Below are 20,945 nucleotides of genomic sequence, written 5' to 3'. Positions count from 1 at the left end.
GGTCAATATTTTTTACAGACATATATTGTCTTGTATTCAATAAGTTTAGATTTTCCGTTTGCAGTTGAAGGATTTTTGAGTTGTATACCAGTTATCATGCCATTACAGGTGAAATTCTATTTACCCGTGAAAATCTGACCAGAGCTGAATTCGATTTACAGTATCAGCAGCTGTCCAGTAAACAACGTAATTTTGCCTGTGAAAATGTGCAAACACGTACTCATTATCTTTTAGAGTTTGCTCAGCGACTGGAACAAGCACAAACCGAACTGGCCTATCAGATTTGTATTGAAGTAGGACGCTGTTTACGAGAGTGTGAAGCAGAAATCAGTAAATCTATTGCTCTGATTCGTTATTATGCGCATTTAGCGCCCGAGCTGCTTGCCCATAAAACTATTGCCACGCAGGCAAGCCTGAGTCAGGTTCGTTTTGAGCCTTTAGGAACAGTATTGGCAGTAATGCCATGGAATTATCCGGTATGGCAGATTTTGCGCTTTGCTATTCCTGCTTTATGTGCCGGAAATGCCTGTCTGGTAAAACCTGCACCTTCTGTAGGCAAAATCAGCCAGATGCTGTTTGAATTGATAGGGGATGATTTACCTTTACAACTTGTCTGGCTCAGTAATGATGATATTGAATATGCTATTTCTCAAACTCAGGCACTGGCTTTCACCGGTTCAACCCAAACCGGGCGATATCTGGCTGCACTGGCCGGCCGTCATTTACGCAAATGTGTTATGGAACTGGGCGGAAGCAATGCGTTCATTGTATTAAATGATGCGGATATTGAGCAGGCTGCTGCAGATGCTTGTTATTCACGCTTTCGCGATGCCGGTCAGTCATGTAATGCAGCCAAACGTCTGATTATAAATAATGACATTGCTGATGAATTTCTGGCCGTTTTAATGCAACACTGCCGGAAACTGCAAATGGGAGAGCCATGGCTGCCGTCCACAACTTTGGCACCACTACATCGCAATGATTTACGTACATTGGTTCATGTGCAGGTTCAGGATGCACTAACCCAGGGTGCCCAATGCTTACTTGGCGGCAAAATCCCGGAAAATGTACAAGGCTGGTTTTATCCGGCTACTATTCTGGATAAAGTCAATCCGGATTGTCGTGTATATCATGAAGAAGTATTCGGACCAGTAGCGATTATTCTGCGAGCCAGTGATAATCATCATGCATTAACGCTGGCTAATGATAATCCTTTTGGTCTGGGAGCCAGTATTTATACGCAGAACACTTCACAGGCATGGAAATTCGCAGAACATTTAAATGTAGGTAGTGTATTTATTAACCGACATACGAGTAGTGATTTACGCCTGCCTTTTGGCGGAGTAAAAGATTCCGGATTCGGACGCGAATTGTCAGAATTTGGTATTTATGAGTTTGTTAATGTGAAAACCTACTGGCAAAAATAATTGATACATTCATATAATCAATCATTTATTTGAAAAAGAATGTAATATCTATAGATATAATTTTTATTGCATAAAATAATGATTCTACTTAGTAAAAAGGGACAGAAACTATGTATGTAGCCAGACGCTTTTACTGGTTCGTACTCGCCATAATACTATTTTTGATTGTAATAACAGTTGTATGGCAGATAAAGTCCCAAGCGCATAAAGCTGTCAATACAGATATAAACCAGCAGGTTGTGAATAAGCAGCCAAAGGTTCAATATCATCAGAATTCTCACCAATCAAAAAACGATCAGGTTAATGAACAGATTCTTTCTGAACCTGAAAAAAACAAATATGATGCTGAATATGCTTTGCCAATAGATCAGTTACAACAGTTAATTCCGGCTATGAAAGAAGGCGTATTACAGTTATCGTATCCGGATGGTAAAAAGAAACTACAAGGCAATTATAAAAATGGTAAACCAGTCGGACAATGGCATAGCTGGTATCCAAATGGCCGGCTTGCGATTGAAATAACCTGGAAAAACGGTTTACCGAATGGCAAAACACGCAGCTGGTATGAAAATGGCCATAAACGCGGAGAAATTTATTTCGTTAACGGAAAAGCAGAAGGGCGCTGGCAGCGCTGGTACGCTAACGGGCAGATAAAACAGGATATGACTGTACATCAAGGCGTGGTAAAAACGATGACTACGTGGGATAACAGCGGACATCTGATTTCTGATGTTGCAATTATAGATAATAAAGTCAGCGGTGTTGTTCTAACCTGGTATGATTCAGGTGCCAAAAAAAGTGAATCTGTATTTGAAAAGAACGAACTAGTACGTAAAACCGAATGGGATGAAGACGGACTAATTGTTGACCTTGATGATAACTAATAATATATATTATTTAAAATAAATATCTTTATGTAATGCACAGCGTGGATTAAAAGAAGCTTGACAAAACGGACACTGATATTGCTGATACTGTTTATAGGTTAAGGGGGTTTTGCAATTTCCACACATAACCGGTTGGCTATTTTCAGTTGTCATGGCTACAAATGTATGATTACACATCAAATCATGGCATTTAAAGCAGGCATAGTATTGTTTACACTGGGCACATTGAAGGGCAGCGATATCATTTTCATTATGATAGTGTACACAGCGACCGCAAGAGTCGGTTTGAATTCCTAAAATCATTGTTTTCAACTTTTCAGATAATATTCATTATAGCTGAACATAAATGTTTTTAAAGATAACTGTCTTTATATATCGAACGAATTAAAAATTTTATTTTATAAAAAAACCGAATCCTGTTTCAGGATTCGGTTTTGTGAATACAAGATATGAAAAGTTACATACGTTCAATCAGAGCTTTACCAAAATCAGAGCAGGAGACTTCTTTTGCACCTTCCATCATACGAGCAAAATCATAGGTGACAATTTTGTCGGCAATGGCTTTTTCAATTGAGGTAATAACCAAATCTGCAGCTTCTTTCCAGCCTAAATGACGTAACATCATTTCGGCAGACAGAATAATAGATCCCGGATTAACTTTATCCTGACCGGCATATTTAGGTGCAGTACCATGTGTTGCTTCAAATACGGCATATTCATCAGAGATATTGGCTCCCGGAGCAATACCGATACCACCAACCTGAGCAGCCAGAGCATCTGAAATGTAGTCACCATTCAGATTCAGTGTCGTAATCACATCATATTCAGCCGGACGCAGCAAAATCTGCTGCAGGAATGCATCAGCAATACAATCTTTAATGACGATATTTTTACCAGTTTTCGGATTTTTAAATTCGCACCATGGTCCATCACCAATTAAAGTTGCGCCAAATTCATTTTTAGCCACTTCATAAGACCAGTCACGGAATCCGCCTTCGGTGAATTTCATGATGTTACCTTTATGAACAATGGTAACACTGTCTCGGTCATTATCAATAGCATAACGTATAGCTGCGCGGGTCAGGCGTTGTGAACCCTCTTTAGAAACAGGCTTAATACCAATGCTGGATGTTTCAGGGAAGCGGATTTTGGTAACACCCATTTCACCTTGCAGGAAGTTAATAATTTTTTTAGCATCTGCTGTTTCTGCAAACCATTCAATACCTGCGTAAATATCTTCAGTGTTCTCACGGAAAATAACCATGTTAACTTTACTAGGATCTTTAAGCGGAGAAGGTACGCCTTTGAAATACTGTACAGGACGCACACACTGATATAAATCCAGTTGCTGACGAATGGCAACATTCAGTGAGCGAATACCGCCGCCTACCGGTGTAGTCATCGGTCCTTTGATTGCTACTTTATATTCTTTAATGGCTTCCAGTGTTTCTTCCGGTAACCATACATTTTCACCATAAACTTTAGTGGCTTTTTCACCGGCATAAACTTCCATCCAGACAATTTTTCTGGAGCCGTTATAGGCTTTCGCTACTGCTGCATCAATAACGTCTTTCATCACTGGCGTAATATCAACACCAATACCATCCCCTTCAATAAAAGGAATGATTGGATCATTCGGAATAGCTTGGCCAGAAACGATTTTATGACCTTCTGTCGGCACTTTAATGTGACTCATGGTAACTCCTGTGATGTTACTTTTTCTGATAAAGGGCTACTTACTCCCGCTTGCAGCCTGACAGCCTCATTATCCTTTATTTTGTTAACTTAAGCCAGAAAAATGTAGTGCGATGTAGTCGGAAATTGTTTTAGGGAGGTATCATCAGAATGCATTTTCAGAAGCCCATAAATCAGGCTGATATTCATGCTGATAAAAATGGCTGATACCCAGACCAATCAGTCGGAATTGTTCGCCATTGTCCGGTGGTAACCGCTTGAGTAAATCCTGCCCGGCAGCAATCAAAGCTGCAGCATCAGGTAAAGGAGAAGAGTAGGTCTGTGAACGTGTATGAATCTGAAAATCAGCAGTTTTTAATTTTAAAGTTACACAATTTCCCTGCAACTGTTTCTGCTGCATCGTTTCTACCAATGTCTGTGCCAGGTCAGGCAGATGGCGGGCGATTTCAATCAGATTTTCATTTTTGATAAGTGTAATTTCCGTAGATATCTGCTGACGGTTACGTTCAGGAGTAACTTCGCGGTCATCACGCCCCTGAGCTAGATCAAACAGCCGGTATCCCCAGCGACCAAAATGATGCACTAAAACAGATAAATTTACCTGACTTAAATCTCCGACTGTTTTCCAGCCTAAGGCATTCATTTTTTGTTCAGTTACTTTACCGACTCCGGGAATTTTGCCTAATGGTAATTTCTGCAAAAAATTCATTACTTGCGAAGGGGCAATAACAAACTGACCGTTTGGCTTGCGCCAGTCAGAAGCAATTTTAGCCAAAAATTTGTTAGGAGCAATACCGGCGGAGGCGGTCAAACCCGTTTCAGACAGAATAGATGCACGTATTTCACTGGCAATATCCCGGGCATAAGGCAGATTGCCCTGATAATTAGTGACATCGAGGTAAGCCTCATCCAAAGATAAGGGTTCAATTTGATGTGTATAGCGGCTAAAGATACTGTGAATATACTGTGATACTGCACGGTATTTATTGAAATCTGGAGTAATATAAATTGCCTGAGGGCATAATCGCTTAGCTGTAGATACAGCCATAGCAGAATGCAGTCCATATTTGCGAGCCGCATACGAGGCGGCACAAATTACTGACCTTGGTCCATCCCATGCTACAACAACAGGTTTGTTTTGAAATTCGGGACGATCGCGCAATTCTACTGACGCATAAAAAGCGTCCATATCAATATGAATGATTTTCCGATCCGACATGTTTATACTTTATTATTTTTTAAATGTGCGGGATCAGACACCAGTAATATAAAAAATAATACTGATGTCCAGACTAATAATGACGAATTAATGCAGGCTATAACCGTTAAGATACTTAATACGTTCATTAGTCATTAGTGTATCACATTCCAGCCGTATTAGTTCCGCCTGAGCAGGCGAAGCGGCTTTAGCCGCTTTTGCCTGACACTGACTGGTTTTCTGGGCTATCCATTTCTGTTCTTCCTGCTGCAAGGTATTACGAACAGTATCGTTCAGATTATGCCATTTCGCATTAATAACACTATTGGCATTGCGGTTATTATCCCGTGCCTGCTGCAACTGATCAGCAGTTATATCATTTTGGATAACATGATTGTTATCAGCCTGATTATTACTCTCTGTTGCTAAAGAATGGCCGTTAAGAATATCACTAGCCTTTTGAGCTTCCGGGCTGAGGCGATCTAATGGTAAAACCTGGGCATTGGGATTAGTGATCAGCTTGATAGCATCTGCACGATTATACATATGTCCGGCAATCATGACTGTATCCTTGATACCATAGGGTAATAGTGCATTACCTAAAACAGTACTTAAAGTCTGAATACCAGTCTGATCAAATTTGCTGGCGGAATTGGTTACAGATGCTGCATTAGCATTTGTTTTGTCTGAAACAGGTGCATATTGGATAGGTTTAGTAAAAACATTATCATGCAGGGTAACTTCATTACCTTGCAACTGCTGATTCAGATGGGCAATAAAATCGGTTTTACCAAATAACAACGGTGCATTTGTCTGAATTTGCTGCCAAATATTAGTTGGAACGGTAATTTTTAGCTCACTGCTGCAAACAGGATTACCATTATTGTCTTTATCCAGCTTGCCATCAGATACGGCTACAGATAATTCATGGCTGGCATTGATTACTTTATCTGCATCTACAAACTGACGGCTGTCATTTTGAGCGAACTGATGAACATTATTATTGATACCTGTCTGCAGGGTTTGCTGAATCTGACTGCGAAGCTGCTCACTATTGCAGCTTAGCTTTGTTTTAGATGCTTCTGAATCATCCCTTGAACAGGCTGCCAGAGAAATAATGCCGATGATGCTGTATACAAGTATGCTTCTTTTCATGATTGTTTCCTATATTGATAATGGATAAAAGACAACTTGATTACAAATAATGCATCTTTATTATGCTGCGTATGTAATTATTAATCATTTGATTTTACTCAAAAATACAAAAAGCCTGAAATATCTCTCAGGCTTTGGAAACAATATTACTGATTTAACGCAAACTATCCAGTATAGAGTAAATCGGGCTTAAAATTGCTTCCCCCAAACGCAGAGAACGCTGGCCGTTCCAGCCAAAATCGTCATCCGGCCATTGATTATTGTCTTTAAATGGCATTTCAAGTGTATAAGCTAAACATTTGAAGGTTTCGCCAATGTATGCAGTAGCAATATTCAAATTGGCTTTACCCGGTTCATCTTTTTCATAACCATATTTATCCTGAAAATCCGGGCTTGCTGCCAGAAAGGCCTGTTTGAACATTTCCTGTAACGAATGCAGCCTGTCATCGAAGGAAGGAATTCCCTCATTACCTGAAAGAAATACATAAGGAATAGATTCATCGCCATGAATATCCAGGAATAAATCCACTCCTGTTTCATGCATTTTTTCACGTACCAGATAAACTTCCGGACTGTTTTGCATGCTGGGCTGTAACCATTCGCGATTGAGATTTGCTCCGGCAGCATTAGTACGCAGATTACCGAGTACGGATCCATCAGGGTTCATATTCGGAACAATATAAAATGTAGCCTGATCCAGCAAAGCACGTGCTGTCGGATCCTGATGATCTAATAACCGGCCTAACAGACCTTCAATAAACCATTCAGCCATAGTTTCGCCAGGATGCTGACGCGCAATTACCCAGATTTTCAAATCGCTGGCAACCTGATTGCCAATTGTCAGCAGATTAATATCGCGTCCCTGAATAGTGCTGCCTAAATCTTCTATCTGGCATAAGCCGCTGCTCTGGCTGTCACCTAGTAAATTCAGATGCTGTTCATATGAATAAGGTTCGAAGTAGGCATAGTACACACTATTGGATAACGGAGTATGAGAAATAGTTAATATGTCGTTTTCGAAAGTTGTAGGAACACGAAACCAGTTGATGCGATCATAAGAGCACATTGCCTGATAATCTTCCCAACCTTCCGGATAAGCAGATTCAGTTGTATTAATGAAATTCAGGCGAATATTCTGATAGGCAACACCCTGTACACGGAAATAAAACCATTGCCGAAATTCGGCCGCATTGTCTTTAGGTAATTTGAGCTGGATATTAGCCGGATCACTGGAGTCGACAATCTCAATATTACCACCATCAAACTGTGTGCTGATTTTTAGCATACAACTACTTTCATTGAAATAAACAACTGAGTTAAAGATATTGTAGTCTTTCTGGCAGTGACTTTCTATGTTTGTCAGACAAAATTTATGGCAGGATAATATAGTATCGCTTTGCAAAAAAATAATTTCTGTACTGCTTAAAATTTATTTTATGAGTTTAAAATTTAATTTGAACATTAAAATATCTGCTTAAAGTGTGATTATTTAAAAATCTGTTAATTTATTAGCACTTTGCCCGGAGTAATAAATTTAATAAAAGCTTTTAAGCCCTAATGTTTGAAAATTAAAAGCTTTTCTGAATTATTATAAATTCTTGGGCGCACTACAGTACATTCCGCTAAAATAAGCAGTTATTTTCTGGTTTTCTGGTATTGATTTACCAGAATGTTGCTGTCTGAATTAATTTGAATTATTGGCTTACATGAACAATATACGCAATTTCTCTATTATCGCCCATATTGACCATGGGAAGTCGACACTGGCTGATCGTTTTATTCAGTATTGTGGCGGTCTTGAAAATCGGGAAATGAGTGCACAGGTACTCGATTCCATGGATATTGAAAAAGAGCGCGGTATTACAATTAAAGCTCAAACTGCAGCTTTACAGTATAAAGCCCGTGACGGGCAGGTTTATCAGCTTAATCTGATTGACACCCCGGGGCATGTAGACTTTTCCTATGAGGTATCCCGTTCTCTTTCTGCCTGTGAGGGTGCATTACTGGTGGTAGACGCATCACAGGGTGTAGAAGCTCAGACTGTAGCCAATTGCTATACAGCTATTGACCTGGGCGTAGAGGTTTTGCCCGTTCTGAATAAGATTGATTTACCTTCAGCAGAGCCTGAGCGGGTTATAGAAGAAATAGAAGATATTATCGGAATTGAGGCCATTGATGCTGTACGCTGTTCTGCTAAAAGCGGCATCGGTATTGAGGATGTACTGGAAGAGATTGTAAAAAAAGTACCGGCACCTAATGGTAAAAATGATGCACCGTTAAAAGCGTTAATCATTGATTCATGGTTCGATAATTACGTTGGCGTAGTAATGCTGATACGCATGGTCGACGGAACGGTACGTCTGAAAGATAAAGTTCGTTTCATGGCCACAGGAGCCGAAACACAGGTAGAACAATTAGGTATATTTACGCCTAAATCTGTGCAGAAGCAGGAATTAAAAGCCGGTGATGTAGGCTTTTTAATTACCGGTGTCAAAGAGCTTGGTTCGGCTAAAGTAGGTGATACGATTACCCTGGCGCGGGAGCCGGCCAGCGAACCTTTACCCGGTTTTAAAGAAGTGCAGCCGCAGGTGTTTGCCGGTTTATATCCTGTTGAGAGTCACGATTACGATGCATTACGTGAAGCTCTGGAAAAATTACAGCTTAATGATGCTGCACTGAAATTTGAACCGGAAGTTTCACAGGCACTGGGATTCGGTTTTCGCTGTGGTTTTCTTGGTCTGCTGCATCTGGAAATTGTCCAGGAAAGGCTTGAACGAGAATTTAATATGGATCTGATTACCACTGCTCCAACAGTGGTATATGAAATATTAATGAAAAGCGGTGAACGCTTAGAGATTGAAAACCCGTCTAAATTACCTGATATCGGTACACTTGAAGCAATTTATGAGCCTATTATCACGGCAACTATATTATTACCTCAGGAATATGTCGGTGCGGTAATGACATTGTGTAATCAGAAACGCGGTGTTCAGAGAAATATGCAATACATGGGCCGGCAGGTAATGCTGACTTATGAAATGCCAATGAATGAAGTTGTGATGGATTTCTTTGATAAGCTGAAATCAACTTCACGCGGCTATGCTTCGCTTGATTATGAATTTCTCGAATTCAGGGCTGCAGATCTGGTTAAACTGGATATTCTGGTTAACAGTGAAAAAGTCGATGCGCTCAGTCTGATTGTTCACCGCAGTAATTCTGTTCATCGCGGCAGAGAGCTGGTAGCTAAAATGCGTGAGCTGATTCCGAGACAAATGTTTGATATTGCGGTTCAGGCGGCAATCGGCGGTAAAATTATTGCTCGTGAAAACGTAAAAGCACTGCGCAAAAATGTGCTGGCTAAATGTTATGGCGGCGATATTACCCGTAAGAAAAAATTATTGGAAAAACAAAAAGCCGGTAAAAAACGTATGAAACAGGTGGGTAATGTAGAAATTCCGCAATCTGCCTTTCTGGCGATTTTACAGGTTGGAGATTAATAAATGTCAAACACGATGATTATAGGCGCAGCAATCCTTCTGGTGCTGGGGATAGTTCTATTTTTGAAAAGCTCAAAAAAGCGTGAAGAAAATGGGGAATGGAGCGGAGCATTACAATGGGGATATTTGCTGATTCTGGTAGGTGCATTTGGTGTATTGTCATACAAAATGAGTTTTACCGCAGTTTTGCTGATTTTTGTATTGTTTACCGGAATAGCCTGGATTATTCATCGTGGCCAGAAGAAAAAAAATCCGGGGCATATAGATAATAATCACTTTACTGATTACATGAGTGGTTTTTTCCCGATTATTCTGGTGGTATTTATTCTGCGCACTTTTTTAGCTGAGCCTTTTCAGATTCCATCCAGCTCTATGCGTCCGGGCCTGATTACCGGTGATTTTATTCTGGTGAATAAATTTACTTACGGTATCCGTTTGCCAATTCTGAATAATGTACTTATTCCGGTCAACAAAGTAGAGCGTGGTGATGTAATTGTATTTAATTACCCCCGAGATACACGTATAAATTATATTAAACGGGTAATCGGTTTGCCGGGTGATGTTATTACATACAAGGATAAAATCCTTTCAATCAACGGTAAAGTAATCACTGATACTGATGAGCAGAAAATTTATAATTATTCCGAACAGGTTCCTCAGTTTGGAAATATCAATATGCAGGCTCAGCAGGTAACTGAGCAGCTTGGTAATAAATCGATTCAGATACTGAAAATGCCTCAGCAACCCCCCGTTATTCTGCAAGCAGTACATACTGATTTTCCAGATCGGGAATTGTGTAACTATGAGACTGATGGCAGTGGGTTTAGTTGTACCGTTCCTGCAGGAAAATACTTTATGATGGGTGACAATCGTGACAATAGTGAAGATAGCCGTTATTGGGGATTTGTAGATGATAAGCTTGTTGTAGGTAAAGCCTTTCTGGTATGGCTGAATATGGGTGATATGAAACGAATCGGTACGAAGATTCAGTAATATCTGATACCGGGCGCAAGATTTTTCTTGCGCTTTGTTTATTTAATTATGGTTATTCATTATCAAAGACGGTTAAATGAGAAAAACTGATGTACGCCATGAAAATGCTTTGAAATATGTACAACAAAAGCTTGGCTATCAATTTAAGCAGTCTGATTTATTGCTGCAGGCTTTAACTCACCGCAGTTACAGTGCGTTACACAATGAACGTTTTGAATTTGTTGGTGATTCGATTTTAAATTATTCTGTAGCTAAAATGCTGTTTAATGCATTTCCGCGCCTGACAGAGGGTGAACTTTCACGAATGCGGGCGAATCTGGTTAATCAGGAAACGCTGGCTCAGATTGCAGCTGAACTAAAAATCGGAGATGCTTTATTACTGGGTACTGGTGAGTTAAAAAGCGGTGGCTTCCGGCGGCCATCTATACTGGCCGATGCTATGGAAGCATTATTTGCCGCAGTAAGCTTTGATGCAGATTTTAATACTGCTGAGACTGTCGTAAGACATTTATACGCAGACCGCATCCGTAATATTAATCCTCAGAACAGTGGAAAAGATGCAAAAACACGTCTGCAGGAAGCCTTGCAGGCACGACATATGCCATTGCCAAAATATCGGATTGTAGATCAGATTGGTGATGTTCATGATTTACAATTTGTAGTGCAATGTGATTTAGGAGAAACCGGCTTTCAGACTGAAGCAGCCGGACACAGCCGGCGCGAAGCAGAACAACAAACCGCACAAACAGCTCTTGTTTGGTTAGAAAAGCAGTTTCCGGCAGCTAAACCTAGAAAAAATAAATAAGTTACAATATATTGAAGGTGGCATATTGTTATTACTTATTGTCTTACAATAAAGGGGAAATAATGGGAAAAACAAAGTCAATTTCTAAAATACTGAATGAATTACCCGAGTGTGTTAGCCTGATTGCGGATAAACCGGACTATCTTGATTGTCAGAAAAAAGAAATCGGTAAAAATATTACAGCTTTTGAAGCATATAAAATGATGACTTCACGTCAGCCTGAATGGCTAAGGATATTATTTAAAATCAGAGATAATATAGTTAGACCTGCTGGCATACGTACTATAGAGGGATTTACTTATCTGGATGAGGAGAGGATTCAATCTGGTGAAACAAATTCAGCACATTTCTTTACTATTACTGAAAATACTGCAGATAAACTTACTTTAGAGATTAAAGATTCTCATTTAGATGTTTGTCTTTGCCTGCGTATTACTGATAATACCCAGCAGCCGGATAAAAAAATGCTTTATCTGATCGCTTCAGTAAAAAATCATAATTTCTGGGGACGGTTATATATGATGCCAGTTAGTAAACTTCATCCGTTTATTGTAAATAAACTTTTTGAAAATATTGTTTAATCACTCTGAGGTCTTTCGTTACTTAGTATTCATAAAGTATTTGTTCAGTAAGAATGACTCCATTTCTCTAAAATCGTTCGAATAAAACTGTATATATTCAGGTAATTTAGTAGTTTATAATTGGTATCTGCAATGTGTTATTTAGCAGAATTCATTTTACTTGTTTTGAAATAATTCAGCTTATTATCAACCATTTTATGGTTATTTGTATCATTTAAGAAAGAATGTATGTCTGAAGTATCCAGTTACAATTATCCTCCTCAGTCAGAAAATTTTCGCTGCGGTTTTGTTGCAATTGTTGGCCGGCCTAATGTGGGAAAATCCACGTTAATGAACCACCTTATTGGTCAGAAAATCAGTATCACCAGTAAAAAAGCTCAGACTACTCGCCATAAAGTTAATGGTATTTATACCGATAATGAAGCACAGCTGATATTTGTAGATACTCCCGGTTTTCAGACTTATCACCGCAATGCACTTAATGACCGTCTCAATCAGAATGTTACTGAGGCAGTTGCTGGTGTGGATGTTATTGTATTTGTGATTGAAGCATTGCGTTTTTCGGATGCAGACAGAGAAGTACTGCAACAATTACCTGCACATATTCCGGTAGTGCTGGTAATTAATAAGGTCGATAAGGCTAAGGCAAAAGACCAAAGTGTACTGCAGAACTTTATTGATGAAGTACAGCAGGCATATAAATTCACTCAGGTTGCTCTGGTGAGTGCAAAGCACGGACTGGGCGTGGCTCAGCTTGTGCATATTCTCAAGCCCATGCTGCCAATAGGTATTCCGCTCTATCCTGAAGATATGGTGACAGACAAATCGGCAAGATTTCTTGCTATGGAAATTGTGCGGGAGAAACTGTTTCGTTATCTTGGTGAAGAATTACCCTACGCTATGAATGTCGAAGTAGAACAGTTTACCGAGGAAGACGGACTTTACCGGATTTATATTGCAGTTCTGGTAGATAAGGAAAGCCAAAAGGGCATTTTAATTGGTAAAGGCGGGGAAAAACTGAAAAAGATATCTACTGAAGCCAGACTGGATATGGAAAAATTGTTTGAAACAAAAGTTTTTTTAAAGGTTTGGGTAAAGGTAAAATCCGGCTGGGCTGATGACATTCGCTTTTTGCGTGAATTAGGAATGTGAGGTAAGAGTCTGGCACTTCTAAACTTAATATGTATCAATTTTTATTCTGGTATCAGCATTACAGATAAATAAAATTACTATTCATAGTATGCGTGCTCATTTTGTAAATATATAATCTGATATGCTTAATGCTTATTTATCTTAAGGATAGCCATGGCGGCTAACTAAACATCAGATAGCACAAATCAATTTATGCTTCTCAATATTCTGGATTTTGTACATAAAAACATTCAGCAGACAGTAAAGGCCGGAGATATAGTTGTTGATGCTACTGCTGGTAACGGGCATGATACTTTGTTTCTGGCATCATGCGTTGGTGCCCAGGGTAAAGTAGTCGCATTTGATATACAGGCAAGTGCATTAGAAGCTACCAGTAACAGACTGGCAAAAGCCGGTTATCGTGAGCGGGTACAGTTAATTCAAGCCGGACATGAACATTTGAGTGAGTATATTCAGAGTAAGGTTAGTGCCATCATATTTAACCTTGGATATTTACCCGGCGGAGATAAAAACTGTACAACCCAAGCCAATACAACTCTTAAGGCAATGCAAAGCGGATTAAACCTTCTTATCAATAATGGTGTATTGGCTGCAGTTTTATACCTGGGTCATGAGCAGGGAAAAATTGAAGCGGAAACAATACAAACATGGGCGCGAAGCTTACCGCAACAGCAGATAGCAGTGTTGAAATATGCTTTTATTAACCGGATAAATGATGCACCTTTTGCATTAATATTGCAAAAACATTCATAGATCATAGCTCTAGAAACTAAAGGGAAATAGATGAAACGTAAGGAATTTATCAATCTGGCTGCAACAGTGTTACAGCGGCTGGATGCCATTTTGCCACCATTGGCTCAGGAACCTGACTGGACTGCAGTTGCTTACCGCTGGCATAAATTAGGTAATAAGGGTATTCTGGAAAGTTTACCGCATCCGCATACTTTTTCTCTGGACTGTCTGGCAGCTGTTGATGAGCAGCGCCGACAACTGGTACGTAATACAGAACAGTTTCTTGCCGGCAGACCGGCAAATAATGTATTAATGACAGGAGCACGTGGTACCGGAAAATCATCATTGGTTAAGGCGTTACTGCATCAGTATGCAGATCAGGGATTGCGTTTGATTGAGGTTGATAAAAGTGATTTGTTAACATTACCTGCTTTACTTTCTTTACTAAGCGCCAGACCGGAAAAATACATTCTGTTCTGTGATGATTTATCTTTTGAAGACGGCGACGATGCTTACAAAGCATTAAAAACTACCCTTGATGGCGGATTATCTCAGCGATGTGACAATGTATTGGTATATGCTACATCCAATCGCCGGCATTTAATGCCTGAGTATATGGCAGACAATGTGGCTCATACAGGCAATGGCGGAGAAGTTCATCCTCAGGAAGCCGTCGAAGAAAAAGTATCTTTATCGGATCGTTTTGGTTTATGGCTAAGCTTTTACCCATTTGATCAGAATGCATATTTACAGGCTGTACAGAACTGGTTGGAAGAAGCTGGTCTGAATTTGGATGAAACAGCAAGACGTGCAGCATTAAATTGGAGCCAGAGCCGTGGTAGCCGCTCAGGAAGAGTAGCATGGCAGTTCGTATGCGACTGGGCAGGAAGAAACCCACAGGATAGAATTGTATAGCTAAATCAATTGTTTGTTCTGTATTCAGTTTTTTGATTAACTGCTGGGTAACCCGGTCTCAACGGAAACAAATTATGTCTGTATTATTTAGCGAACCATTAATGATATTACTTCCCATATTGATATGTATCGGAAGTATCGGATTAATTATTTCTCCTTTTTTTGCTAATAAAAAAAATCAAGTAAAGACACTATCTCGAAGATTAATGACTATCTGTATGATTGTCATCGGATTCGCGGGCATAGTTGCAGGTGTATCATTATTTTTTAGAAATTATACTATTGACCAGAAAATTAAAACTATAGATATAAAAAATACGGCAGTAACAGTCTCTCCTCCTGTTAGTGGTGACAAAATTTATCTGCGAATATTCAAACAGGAAGGAATATTAGAAATATGGTATAAGCACAAAAATAATAATTATCAGCTGTACAGGACATGGGATATCTGTACATATTCAGGTGGTCTGGGACCTAAAAAAGCCGAAGGTGATGGCAAAAGTCCGGAAGGATTTTACGCAACCGAGAAAAATCTATTAAAACCAAATAGTAATTATCATCTTGCTTTTAACATCGGCTACCCGAATGCCTATGACCGTGCCAATGGATACACAGGAAGCTTTATCATGATTCATGGAAACTGCGTGTCCATCGGTTGCTATGCTATGACTGACAAGGGAATAGAACAAATCTACGCTGTTGTTAATCAAGCTATAAACAGCGGACAGAAGCGAATACCCATTCATATTTTTCCATTCAGAATGACAGCATCAAATATGCAAAAGTTTCAAAACTCAGCTTATATGCCTTTCTGGAGCGAATTGAAGCCTGCTTATGATATTTTTCAGTCTGAGCACAGAGTAGCAGATATTACTGTGCACAATAAGCATTATGTTATTAAATAAACAGAAGCAGTAAGGTAACTATCTGATATCGTGATATTTAAAATAATGATTTATTGTATTTGCATATCTGATTGAACAAACAATTATTTTTTTAATTTACCTAAATATAAAACGACTTCCGATATCAAATTTAATATCGGTAGTCGTTTTATATTGCTTAATAATGGATAATTTCTGCTTAAGAATAATTTATTAATTTGTTTAACTATTTACCGATCTCTACAACCAAAACATTACCTGTATCTTTCAGAAAGTATTCATCCTCCTGTGGAACTCGTAAAGACATCATTTTATTATCGCCAATTTCCATTGTATCCCCTGGATTCATAGTTGCTCCGCTCTGACGCAGATACGATAAAATATTACCAAACATATCGAAATAGTCAGAACCTTCATCATGGTTATTTGCTAATACAGCAAAATCAGGCAATCCAAATACATTAGCACCGTAAGTGCGCATCCAGACACCTTTAACGTCTTCTAAAATATATTTAACAAATCCGCAGAAAAATAGCGGTAAACAATCGCATAAACTCTGTGCACTGTCTTCATCACTAAGTAAGTTACTTAAAACATTTGCAGGGAGTGAAGAATGGGCGTTTTCATTAATAACTGCTAATGCATTAAATTCTTCAAAACACGCAGCCAGACGGGATAAAGCCAGGTATTGTTGTATTACATCTTCATCATGTCCTGTATAGTACAAAATTACATGACTATCATTTTTACGAACTTGATTTTTGATATCTTCACTATAATGTGCTGGCTCAACACAAGTTTCCAATGCATCAGCAGGAAAAGGCGCATTGAATCCGATCAGTTTAACTATATGTTTTCCCCAGCTTATCAAAGCAAAAACGCCTTGTTCAAGCTCTCCGGCAGGGGTTTCGTATTTGACATTTGTTATTGAAGAATCCAGATATTTTAATTTATCTAATAATTTATCTTTATCTAAATTAAGAGAGCCTTTAAATACAACACTTAATCCTATTGATTGTTTAGTATTTGTATTTTCACCTACCGTAGTATCTGTATCTTTAGATTTTTTCCCAAATAAACGAGCAAACAGTGACATTTAAATTCCTATTCTTATTAAGTTAATTGCCTGTCAAAAATTTATTTAACATAACATTTCAAAGAATAATTTATTTTTAGATTAAAAATCTGAATTTAAATCAACAAACAATTAATCACCAAATTCTTAGTGATAGCAATTTTCGCAATAGAATAGAAATACATTTGAAAATATATATCTTAATTATCAAATAAATCAGACTGAATTTTCGGCGGGGCAACCTGTACGCTACGTTCACCGCAAGCAAAGCGAATATTAAGATACTGGCCGGTTTTTAATTTGTTGGCATCACGTATTACCTGCCCGCGCTGATTAGTGACCACGCTATAACCTCTGGCGAGAATCTGTAGAGGAGAAACTGCCTGTAACACAGATGTCTGCTGCTGCAGCCGTTGTTGCGCGCGCATAAAAATATTTTGCCAAATTTGATGTAATTGTTGTTTCCGATATTCAAGTGCCTGTAGTGCATGAATAGTTTGCGGTCGTGTATTTTCCAAACTGCGTTGTTGCTGTATTAGATTTTGCCGATGCTGCCTGATCTGACGCTGCATGCCAATTTGTAACAGACGTGCTAAATCCCTTAGTTGCTGCTGCTGTTGCTGCCAGTTTTGCTGCGGGTGCTTTAACTGACGAGCAAGCCAGTCTAGTTTTTGTGAAGCATCATAATAACGTTGTTCCAGTAATTGGTGTATACGCTTTTGCCATTGAGTAACACTATGTCTTAATTGCGCCATATCAGGGCTGACCAGTTCGGCAGCTGCTGTCGGTGTCGGGGCGCGAACATCTGCGGCAAAATCGGTCAGGGTAAAGTCAGTTTCATGACCAACACCGCTTACTGTGGGAATTGCGCTGTCGGCTACCGTTCGTACGACGATTTCTTCATTATAAGACCACAAATCCTCAATGCTGCCACCTCCTCGGCAAATTATCAGTACATCAGCCAGTGCCTGCTGATTGGCACTGGTAATAGCAGCAGCAATCTGACGTTCACTTCCTGCACCCTGTACGGCTGTCGGGTAAACAATCACACGGATACCGCTATGACGCCGGCGCAGGGTTGTTACAACATCGCGTAAAGCTGCTGCGGCAAGACTGGTCACTACACCGACCACTTTAGGATGAACAGGTAGCGGACGTTTGCGTTCCTTTGAAAATAAACCTTCTACAGTTAACTGCTGTTTCAGCCGCTCATAAGCTTCATATAACTGTCCCAACCCTTTGTGGCGCACTGCATTAATAGTAATCTGAAATTCACCTCGTGCTTCGTAAATACTGATTTTTCCGGCTACTTCTATATGATCACCTTCCTGTAAGGGCTGGTTCAGCTGCTGTGCCACACCTTTAAACAGTACACATCTGACTTGTGCACGGGCATCTTTTAAAGAAAAATAGAAATGACCGCTGGCTGCACGGGTAAGATTAGAAACTTCACCACCAACCCATAAATCAATCAGATTGTCTTCAAGCAATTGACGGGCATAAGCATTGAGTTCAGATACACTTAAAGCAGCCGGAGCAGAGAAATCAGACATAATGGATACCATATTCAGAGCGGTTTTATTCTGTAGATATTATACGGCGTTTTTTTATCATAGTTCAGTTCTGCATATACAGCATGGTATAGTGCAGCTTTGTAATTAATAGGCAGAGTTATGGGCTGGTTAGCCGGTTTAATACAAAAGCACTGGCAGCATCCGCGTATAGCGCTGGTATTGTTACTGTGGCCGTTTGCACGATTATTTCAGAGTATTGCTTTGTTACGGCACTGGCTGTACAAATCGGGCATTTTGCCGACTAAAAAACTGCCTTGTCCGGTAGTGGTTATCGGTAACATTCATGTTGGCGGTGTTGGTAAAACACCTTTAGTCGCTGCGCTGGTACAGACTTTACAGCAGCGGCAGATAAGGGTAGGTATCATCAGCCGCGGTTATGGGCGTTTAAGTAAAGAAACGGTTATTCTGAATGCACAATCTACTGCGGCAGAAGCCGGAGATGAACCATTAATGCTGTTTCAGCAAACTCTGGCACCGGTTGCAGTTGCTTCTACTCGTGAAGCTGCCGGCAGAGCATTGTTAAATGCATATCCGGATTTACAGCTTTTATTAAGTGATGATGGTTTACAACATTATGCACTTTGCCGGGATATGGAAGTTATAGTATTTCCGGCCGCAGATATCGGAAAAAAACTGGATATATTGCCTAATGGCCCATTGCGCGAACCGGTTGAGCGCTTACAGGGAGCAGATGCGGTAGTATTCAGTCAGGGTGATGCGAATTCTGTTCGGCAGGCACAGCAACTAAATTTAATAAAAACACAATGGTGTGGTTTTAGTCAATTGAACTATGGCGATTTCTATTGTTTAAATCAGCCGCAACAGACTGCAAAAGCTCATGAATTTTCAGAAAAAAAATGCGCGGCAATTGCAGGTATCGGACAACCGCAACGTTTTTTTCAGGCATTACAGATGCTGGGTATTCATCTGAAAGAAACCATTGCGCTGAATGATCACGCAACCATTCAACCCGAAGACTGGCCTGATGCAGAAATAATATTTATTACAGAAAAAGATGCGGTCAAACTGAAAAAACCTTTGCAATATAATATTTGGGTCTTACCACTTTCAGCACAAATCTGCCCGGATTTAGCTGAATTGATTCAGTTAAAATTAGACTTACACCGTTCTAAATAAAATAAATACGTTTCTGCAATGAAAAAGATGCCATGGGCTCCGGCTGCTGGTAAAATTTCAATAAATTGTCAGTATATCGTTGTCAGACGATACAAACTGACTACGATTTCAGGTTCTGTATTAAGCAGCCTCTATATTGCCATTTTAATATATGGTAAAGTCATTCGAAGACGATATTTATAAATTATTAACTGGTATTACTGCATTCAGGAAACCTGCTAAATCAACAACCATAAACTTCGCTTGCCACTTTTGCGAAACTAAGGATTAAAAATGAATCAAAAATATCTGGATATACTGGTATGCCCCGAGTGTAAAGGAAAATTGCAATGGCATGCACAGCAGCAGGAACTGTGGTGTAAAGCATCACGGCTGGCTTATCCGGTAAAAGATGGTATTCCCTATATGCTAGTAAATGAAGCTCGTAATTTAACTGATGAAGAATGTACGGCGACACATGAGTAATTTTGTTGTTCTGATTCCGGCACGGCTATCCTCTAGTCGTTTACCCAATAAGGCTTTAGCTGATATACATGGTAAACCGATGGTAGTGAGGGTAGCTGAGCGTGCACTTGCCAGCAAAGCCGGAAGAGTAGTTGTGGCAACAGATCATGCTGATATTCAGACTGCATGTCAGGTTCATGGAATTGAAGCTGTTTTAACAGCTCCGGAGCATGAGAGCGGTACAACTCGTCTAGCTGAAGCAGCCGGCATTCTGAATCTCGCTGGAGAAGACTGTGTTGTAAATGTTCAGGGTGATGAACCTTTGATTGAACCTGAGCTGATTAATGCTGTAGCTGAACAATTACAGCAAAGTTCAGTACCAATGGCCACAGCAGCACATCTATTAACTGATTACACAGATTTTATAGATGCCAATTGTGTTAAAGTTGTGTTAAACAACAAAAATAATGCCTTGTACTTTAGCCGTGCGGCCATTCCATGGCCGCGTGAATTAATGCGCAGCGGCGCTGAAGTCATGCCGGCAGATATTCCGGTATATCGTCATATTGGCATTTATGGTTATCGGGTACAGTTTTTGCACCAATATGCAGATTTGACTCCATCACCATTAGAACAGGCTGAATCACTTGAGCAGCTGCGCGTACTGTGGCATGGTTACAATATTGCGGTACAAATTACACCGCATGCTCCGGCTGCGGGTGTGGATACAGCTGCCGATCTGGAGCGTGTACGCACGAACTGGACAGAAGTAAAAAAATAAATATTAGTAATAA

General features: G+C 39.7%; 19 protein-coding genes and 1 pseudogene. 13 read left to right on the top strand and 7 right to left on the bottom strand.

Annotation, left to right across the window (positions count from 1 at the left end; genetic code table 11):
* Positions 1–80: 80 nt before the first annotated feature.
* Both GYY70_RS02875 and GYY70_RS02870 read left to right on the top strand, forming a co-directional pair.
* Positions 81–1,427 (top strand): aldehyde dehydrogenase family protein, encoded by a 1,347-nt coding sequence (locus tag GYY70_RS02875; RefSeq protein WP_174831241.1) that lies wholly within the window; start codon positions 81–83, stop codon positions 1,425–1,427.
* Positions 1,428–1,537: 110 nt separating this feature from the next.
* The gene (locus GYY70_RS02870) at positions 1,538–2,311 is read left to right on the top strand and encodes a toxin-antitoxin system YwqK family antitoxin (protein ID WP_174831240.1); all 774 of its coding nucleotides are present in this window, start codon (positions 1,538–1,540) and stop codon (positions 2,309–2,311) included.
* Between the two features lie 9 nt (positions 2,312–2,320).
* Here GYY70_RS02870 and GYY70_RS12310 read toward each other — a convergent pair whose 3' ends face one another.
* From GYY70_RS12310 to GYY70_RS02845, 5 genes are all read right to left on the bottom strand, one after another.
* Positions 2,321–2,617 carry a CHY zinc finger protein gene (locus GYY70_RS12310; protein ID WP_110414231.1) on the bottom strand — a complete coding sequence of 99 codons (297 nt, stop codon included), beginning with the start codon at positions 2,615–2,617 and terminating at the stop codon, positions 2,321–2,323.
* Between the two features lie 154 nt (positions 2,618–2,771).
* Complete coding sequence (gene icd / locus GYY70_RS02860) at positions 2,772–4,010, bottom strand: NADP-dependent isocitrate dehydrogenase (protein WP_078475624.1); 1,239 nt, start codon at positions 4,008–4,010, stop codon at positions 2,772–2,774.
* A gap of 144 nt (positions 4,011–4,154) precedes the next feature.
* Complete coding sequence (gene dinB / locus GYY70_RS02855) at positions 4,155–5,228, bottom strand: DNA polymerase IV (RefSeq protein ID WP_174831239.1); 1,074 nt, start codon at positions 5,226–5,228, stop codon at positions 4,155–4,157.
* A gap of 87 nt (positions 5,229–5,315) precedes the next feature.
* Complete coding sequence (locus GYY70_RS02850) at positions 5,316–6,362, bottom strand: lysozyme inhibitor LprI family protein (protein ID WP_174831238.1); 1,047 nt, start codon at positions 6,360–6,362, stop codon at positions 5,316–5,318.
* A 154-nt stretch (positions 6,363–6,516) separates the two neighbouring features.
* Positions 6,517–7,647 carry a carboxypeptidase family protein gene (locus tag GYY70_RS02845; RefSeq protein ID WP_174831237.1) on the bottom strand — a complete coding sequence of 377 codons (1,131 nt, stop codon included), beginning with the start codon at positions 7,645–7,647 and terminating at the stop codon, positions 6,517–6,519.
* A 421-nt stretch (positions 7,648–8,068) separates the two neighbouring features.
* Here GYY70_RS02845 and lepA point away from each other — a divergent pair, with 421 nt between their 5' ends.
* From lepA to GYY70_RS02805, 8 genes and pseudogenes are all read left to right on the top strand, one after another.
* The gene (lepA, locus tag GYY70_RS02840; RefSeq protein WP_174831236.1) at positions 8,069–9,859 is read left to right on the top strand and encodes a translation elongation factor 4; all 1,791 of its coding nucleotides are present in this window, start codon (positions 8,069–8,071) and stop codon (positions 9,857–9,859) included.
* Positions 9,860–9,862: 3 nt separating this feature from the next.
* Positions 9,863–10,852 (top strand): signal peptidase I, encoded by a 990-nt coding sequence (gene lepB / locus GYY70_RS02835; RefSeq protein ID WP_025330739.1) that lies wholly within the window; start codon positions 9,863–9,865, stop codon positions 10,850–10,852.
* 76 nt (positions 10,853–10,928) lie between these two features.
* Positions 10,929–11,657: a ribonuclease III gene (gene rnc, locus GYY70_RS02830; protein ID WP_174831235.1), complete on the top strand. Its 729-nt coding sequence runs from the start codon at positions 10,929–10,931 to the stop codon at positions 11,655–11,657.
* Between the two features lie 62 nt (positions 11,658–11,719).
* On the top strand, positions 11,720–12,238 hold the full coding sequence (locus GYY70_RS02825; RefSeq protein WP_084587318.1) for a DUF2867 domain-containing protein: 519 nt from the start codon (positions 11,720–11,722) through the stop codon (positions 12,236–12,238).
* Positions 12,239–12,466: 228 nt separating this feature from the next.
* Positions 12,467–13,390, top strand: a complete 924-nt coding sequence (gene era / locus GYY70_RS02820) for a GTPase Era (RefSeq protein WP_037394944.1) — start codon at positions 12,467–12,469, stop codon at positions 13,388–13,390.
* 186 nt (positions 13,391–13,576) lie between these two features.
* Positions 13,577–14,143 (top strand): annotated as a pseudogene (locus tag GYY70_RS02815) (class I SAM-dependent methyltransferase); the annotation flags it as partial.
* Between the two features lie 30 nt (positions 14,144–14,173).
* The gene (locus GYY70_RS02810; RefSeq protein WP_084548429.1) at positions 14,174–15,037 is read left to right on the top strand and encodes an ATP-binding protein; all 864 of its coding nucleotides are present in this window, start codon (positions 14,174–14,176) and stop codon (positions 15,035–15,037) included.
* Positions 15,038–15,111: 74 nt separating this feature from the next.
* Complete coding sequence (locus GYY70_RS02805) at positions 15,112–15,942, top strand: murein L,D-transpeptidase family protein (protein WP_174831232.1); 831 nt, start codon at positions 15,112–15,114, stop codon at positions 15,940–15,942.
* 205 nt (positions 15,943–16,147) lie between these two features.
* Here GYY70_RS02805 and GYY70_RS02800 read toward each other — a convergent pair whose 3' ends face one another.
* The gene (locus tag GYY70_RS02800; protein WP_174831231.1) at positions 16,148–17,017 is read right to left on the bottom strand and encodes a DUF4261 domain-containing protein; all 870 of its coding nucleotides are present in this window, start codon (positions 17,015–17,017) and stop codon (positions 16,148–16,150) included.
* Positions 17,018–17,196: 179 nt separating this feature from the next.
* Positions 17,197–18,549 carry an exodeoxyribonuclease VII large subunit gene (gene xseA, locus GYY70_RS02795; RefSeq protein WP_174831230.1) on the bottom strand — a complete coding sequence of 451 codons (1,353 nt, stop codon included), beginning with the start codon at positions 18,547–18,549 and terminating at the stop codon, positions 17,197–17,199.
* A 120-nt stretch (positions 18,550–18,669) separates the two neighbouring features.
* On the opposite strand from xseA, the gene lpxK reads away from it, so the two are divergent.
* The 3 genes from lpxK (at position 18,670) to kdsB (ending at position 20,932) form a co-directional block, all read left to right on the top strand.
* Complete coding sequence (lpxK, locus tag GYY70_RS02790; protein WP_174831229.1) at positions 18,670–19,707, top strand: tetraacyldisaccharide 4'-kinase; 1,038 nt, start codon at positions 18,670–18,672, stop codon at positions 19,705–19,707.
* 273 nt (positions 19,708–19,980) lie between these two features.
* Entirely contained in the window at positions 19,981–20,172 is a 192-nt protein-coding gene (locus GYY70_RS02785; protein WP_025330730.1) for a Trm112 family protein, read from the top strand.
* Entirely contained in the window at positions 20,165–20,932 is a 768-nt protein-coding gene (gene kdsB, locus GYY70_RS02780) for a 3-deoxy-manno-octulosonate cytidylyltransferase (RefSeq protein WP_174831228.1), read from the top strand. Before GYY70_RS02785 ends, kdsB begins: the two co-directional genes overlap by 8 nt.
* The last annotated feature ends 13 nt before the right edge of the window (positions 20,933–20,945 follow it).

Source organism: Snodgrassella sp. ESL0324 (assembly GCF_013344955.1).
GTDB classification, from domain to species: Bacteria; Pseudomonadota; Gammaproteobacteria; order Burkholderiales; family Neisseriaceae; genus Snodgrassella; species Snodgrassella alvi.
This window is presented reverse-complemented; position numbering and strand designations above follow the sequence as displayed.

Bases quoted from the DNA above. Each gene is read 5' to 3' on its own strand.
- GYY70_RS02805 (WP_174831232.1), top strand. From the start codon at position 15,112: ATGTCTGTATTATTTAGCGAACCATTAATGATATTACTTCCCATATTG.
- GYY70_RS02825 (WP_084587318.1), top strand. From the start codon at position 11,720: ATGGGAAAAACAAAGTCAATTTCTAAAATACTGAATGAATTACCCGAG.
- xseA (WP_174831230.1), bottom strand. From the start codon at position 18,549: ATGTCTGATTTCTCTGCTCCGGCTGCTTTAAGTGTATCTGAACTCAAT.
- GYY70_RS02800 (WP_174831231.1), bottom strand. From the start codon at position 17,017: ATGTCACTGTTTGCTCGTTTATTTGGGAAAAAATCTAAAGATACAGAT.
- GYY70_RS02810 (WP_084548429.1), top strand. From the start codon at position 14,174: ATGAAACGTAAGGAATTTATCAATCTGGCTGCAACAGTGTTACAGCGG.
- lpxK (WP_174831229.1), top strand. From the start codon at position 18,670: ATGGGCTGGTTAGCCGGTTTAATACAAAAGCACTGGCAGCATCCGCGT.
- dinB (WP_174831239.1), bottom strand. From the start codon at position 5,228: ATGTCGGATCGGAAAATCATTCATATTGATATGGACGCTTTTTATGCG.
- GYY70_RS02785 (WP_025330730.1), top strand. From the start codon at position 19,981: ATGAATCAAAAATATCTGGATATACTGGTATGCCCCGAGTGTAAAGGA.
- rnc (WP_174831235.1), top strand. From the start codon at position 10,929: ATGAGAAAAACTGATGTACGCCATGAAAATGCTTTGAAATATGTACAA.
- lepA (WP_174831236.1), top strand. From the start codon at position 8,069: ATGAACAATATACGCAATTTCTCTATTATCGCCCATATTGACCATGGG.
- GYY70_RS02845 (WP_174831237.1), bottom strand. From the start codon at position 7,647: ATGCTAAAAATCAGCACACAGTTTGATGGTGGTAATATTGAGATTGTC.
- era (WP_037394944.1), top strand. From the start codon at position 12,467: ATGTCTGAAGTATCCAGTTACAATTATCCTCCTCAGTCAGAAAATTTT.
- GYY70_RS02870 (WP_174831240.1), top strand. From the start codon at position 1,538: ATGTATGTAGCCAGACGCTTTTACTGGTTCGTACTCGCCATAATACTA.
- icd (WP_078475624.1), bottom strand. From the start codon at position 4,010: ATGAGTCACATTAAAGTGCCGACAGAAGGTCATAAAATCGTTTCTGGC.
- lepB (WP_025330739.1), top strand. From the start codon at position 9,863: ATGTCAAACACGATGATTATAGGCGCAGCAATCCTTCTGGTGCTGGGG.
- kdsB (WP_174831228.1), top strand. From the start codon at position 20,165: ATGAGTAATTTTGTTGTTCTGATTCCGGCACGGCTATCCTCTAGTCGT.
- GYY70_RS12310 (WP_110414231.1), bottom strand. From the start codon at position 2,617: ATGATTTTAGGAATTCAAACCGACTCTTGCGGTCGCTGTGTACACTAT.
- GYY70_RS02850 (WP_174831238.1), bottom strand. From the start codon at position 6,362: ATGAAAAGAAGCATACTTGTATACAGCATCATCGGCATTATTTCTCTG.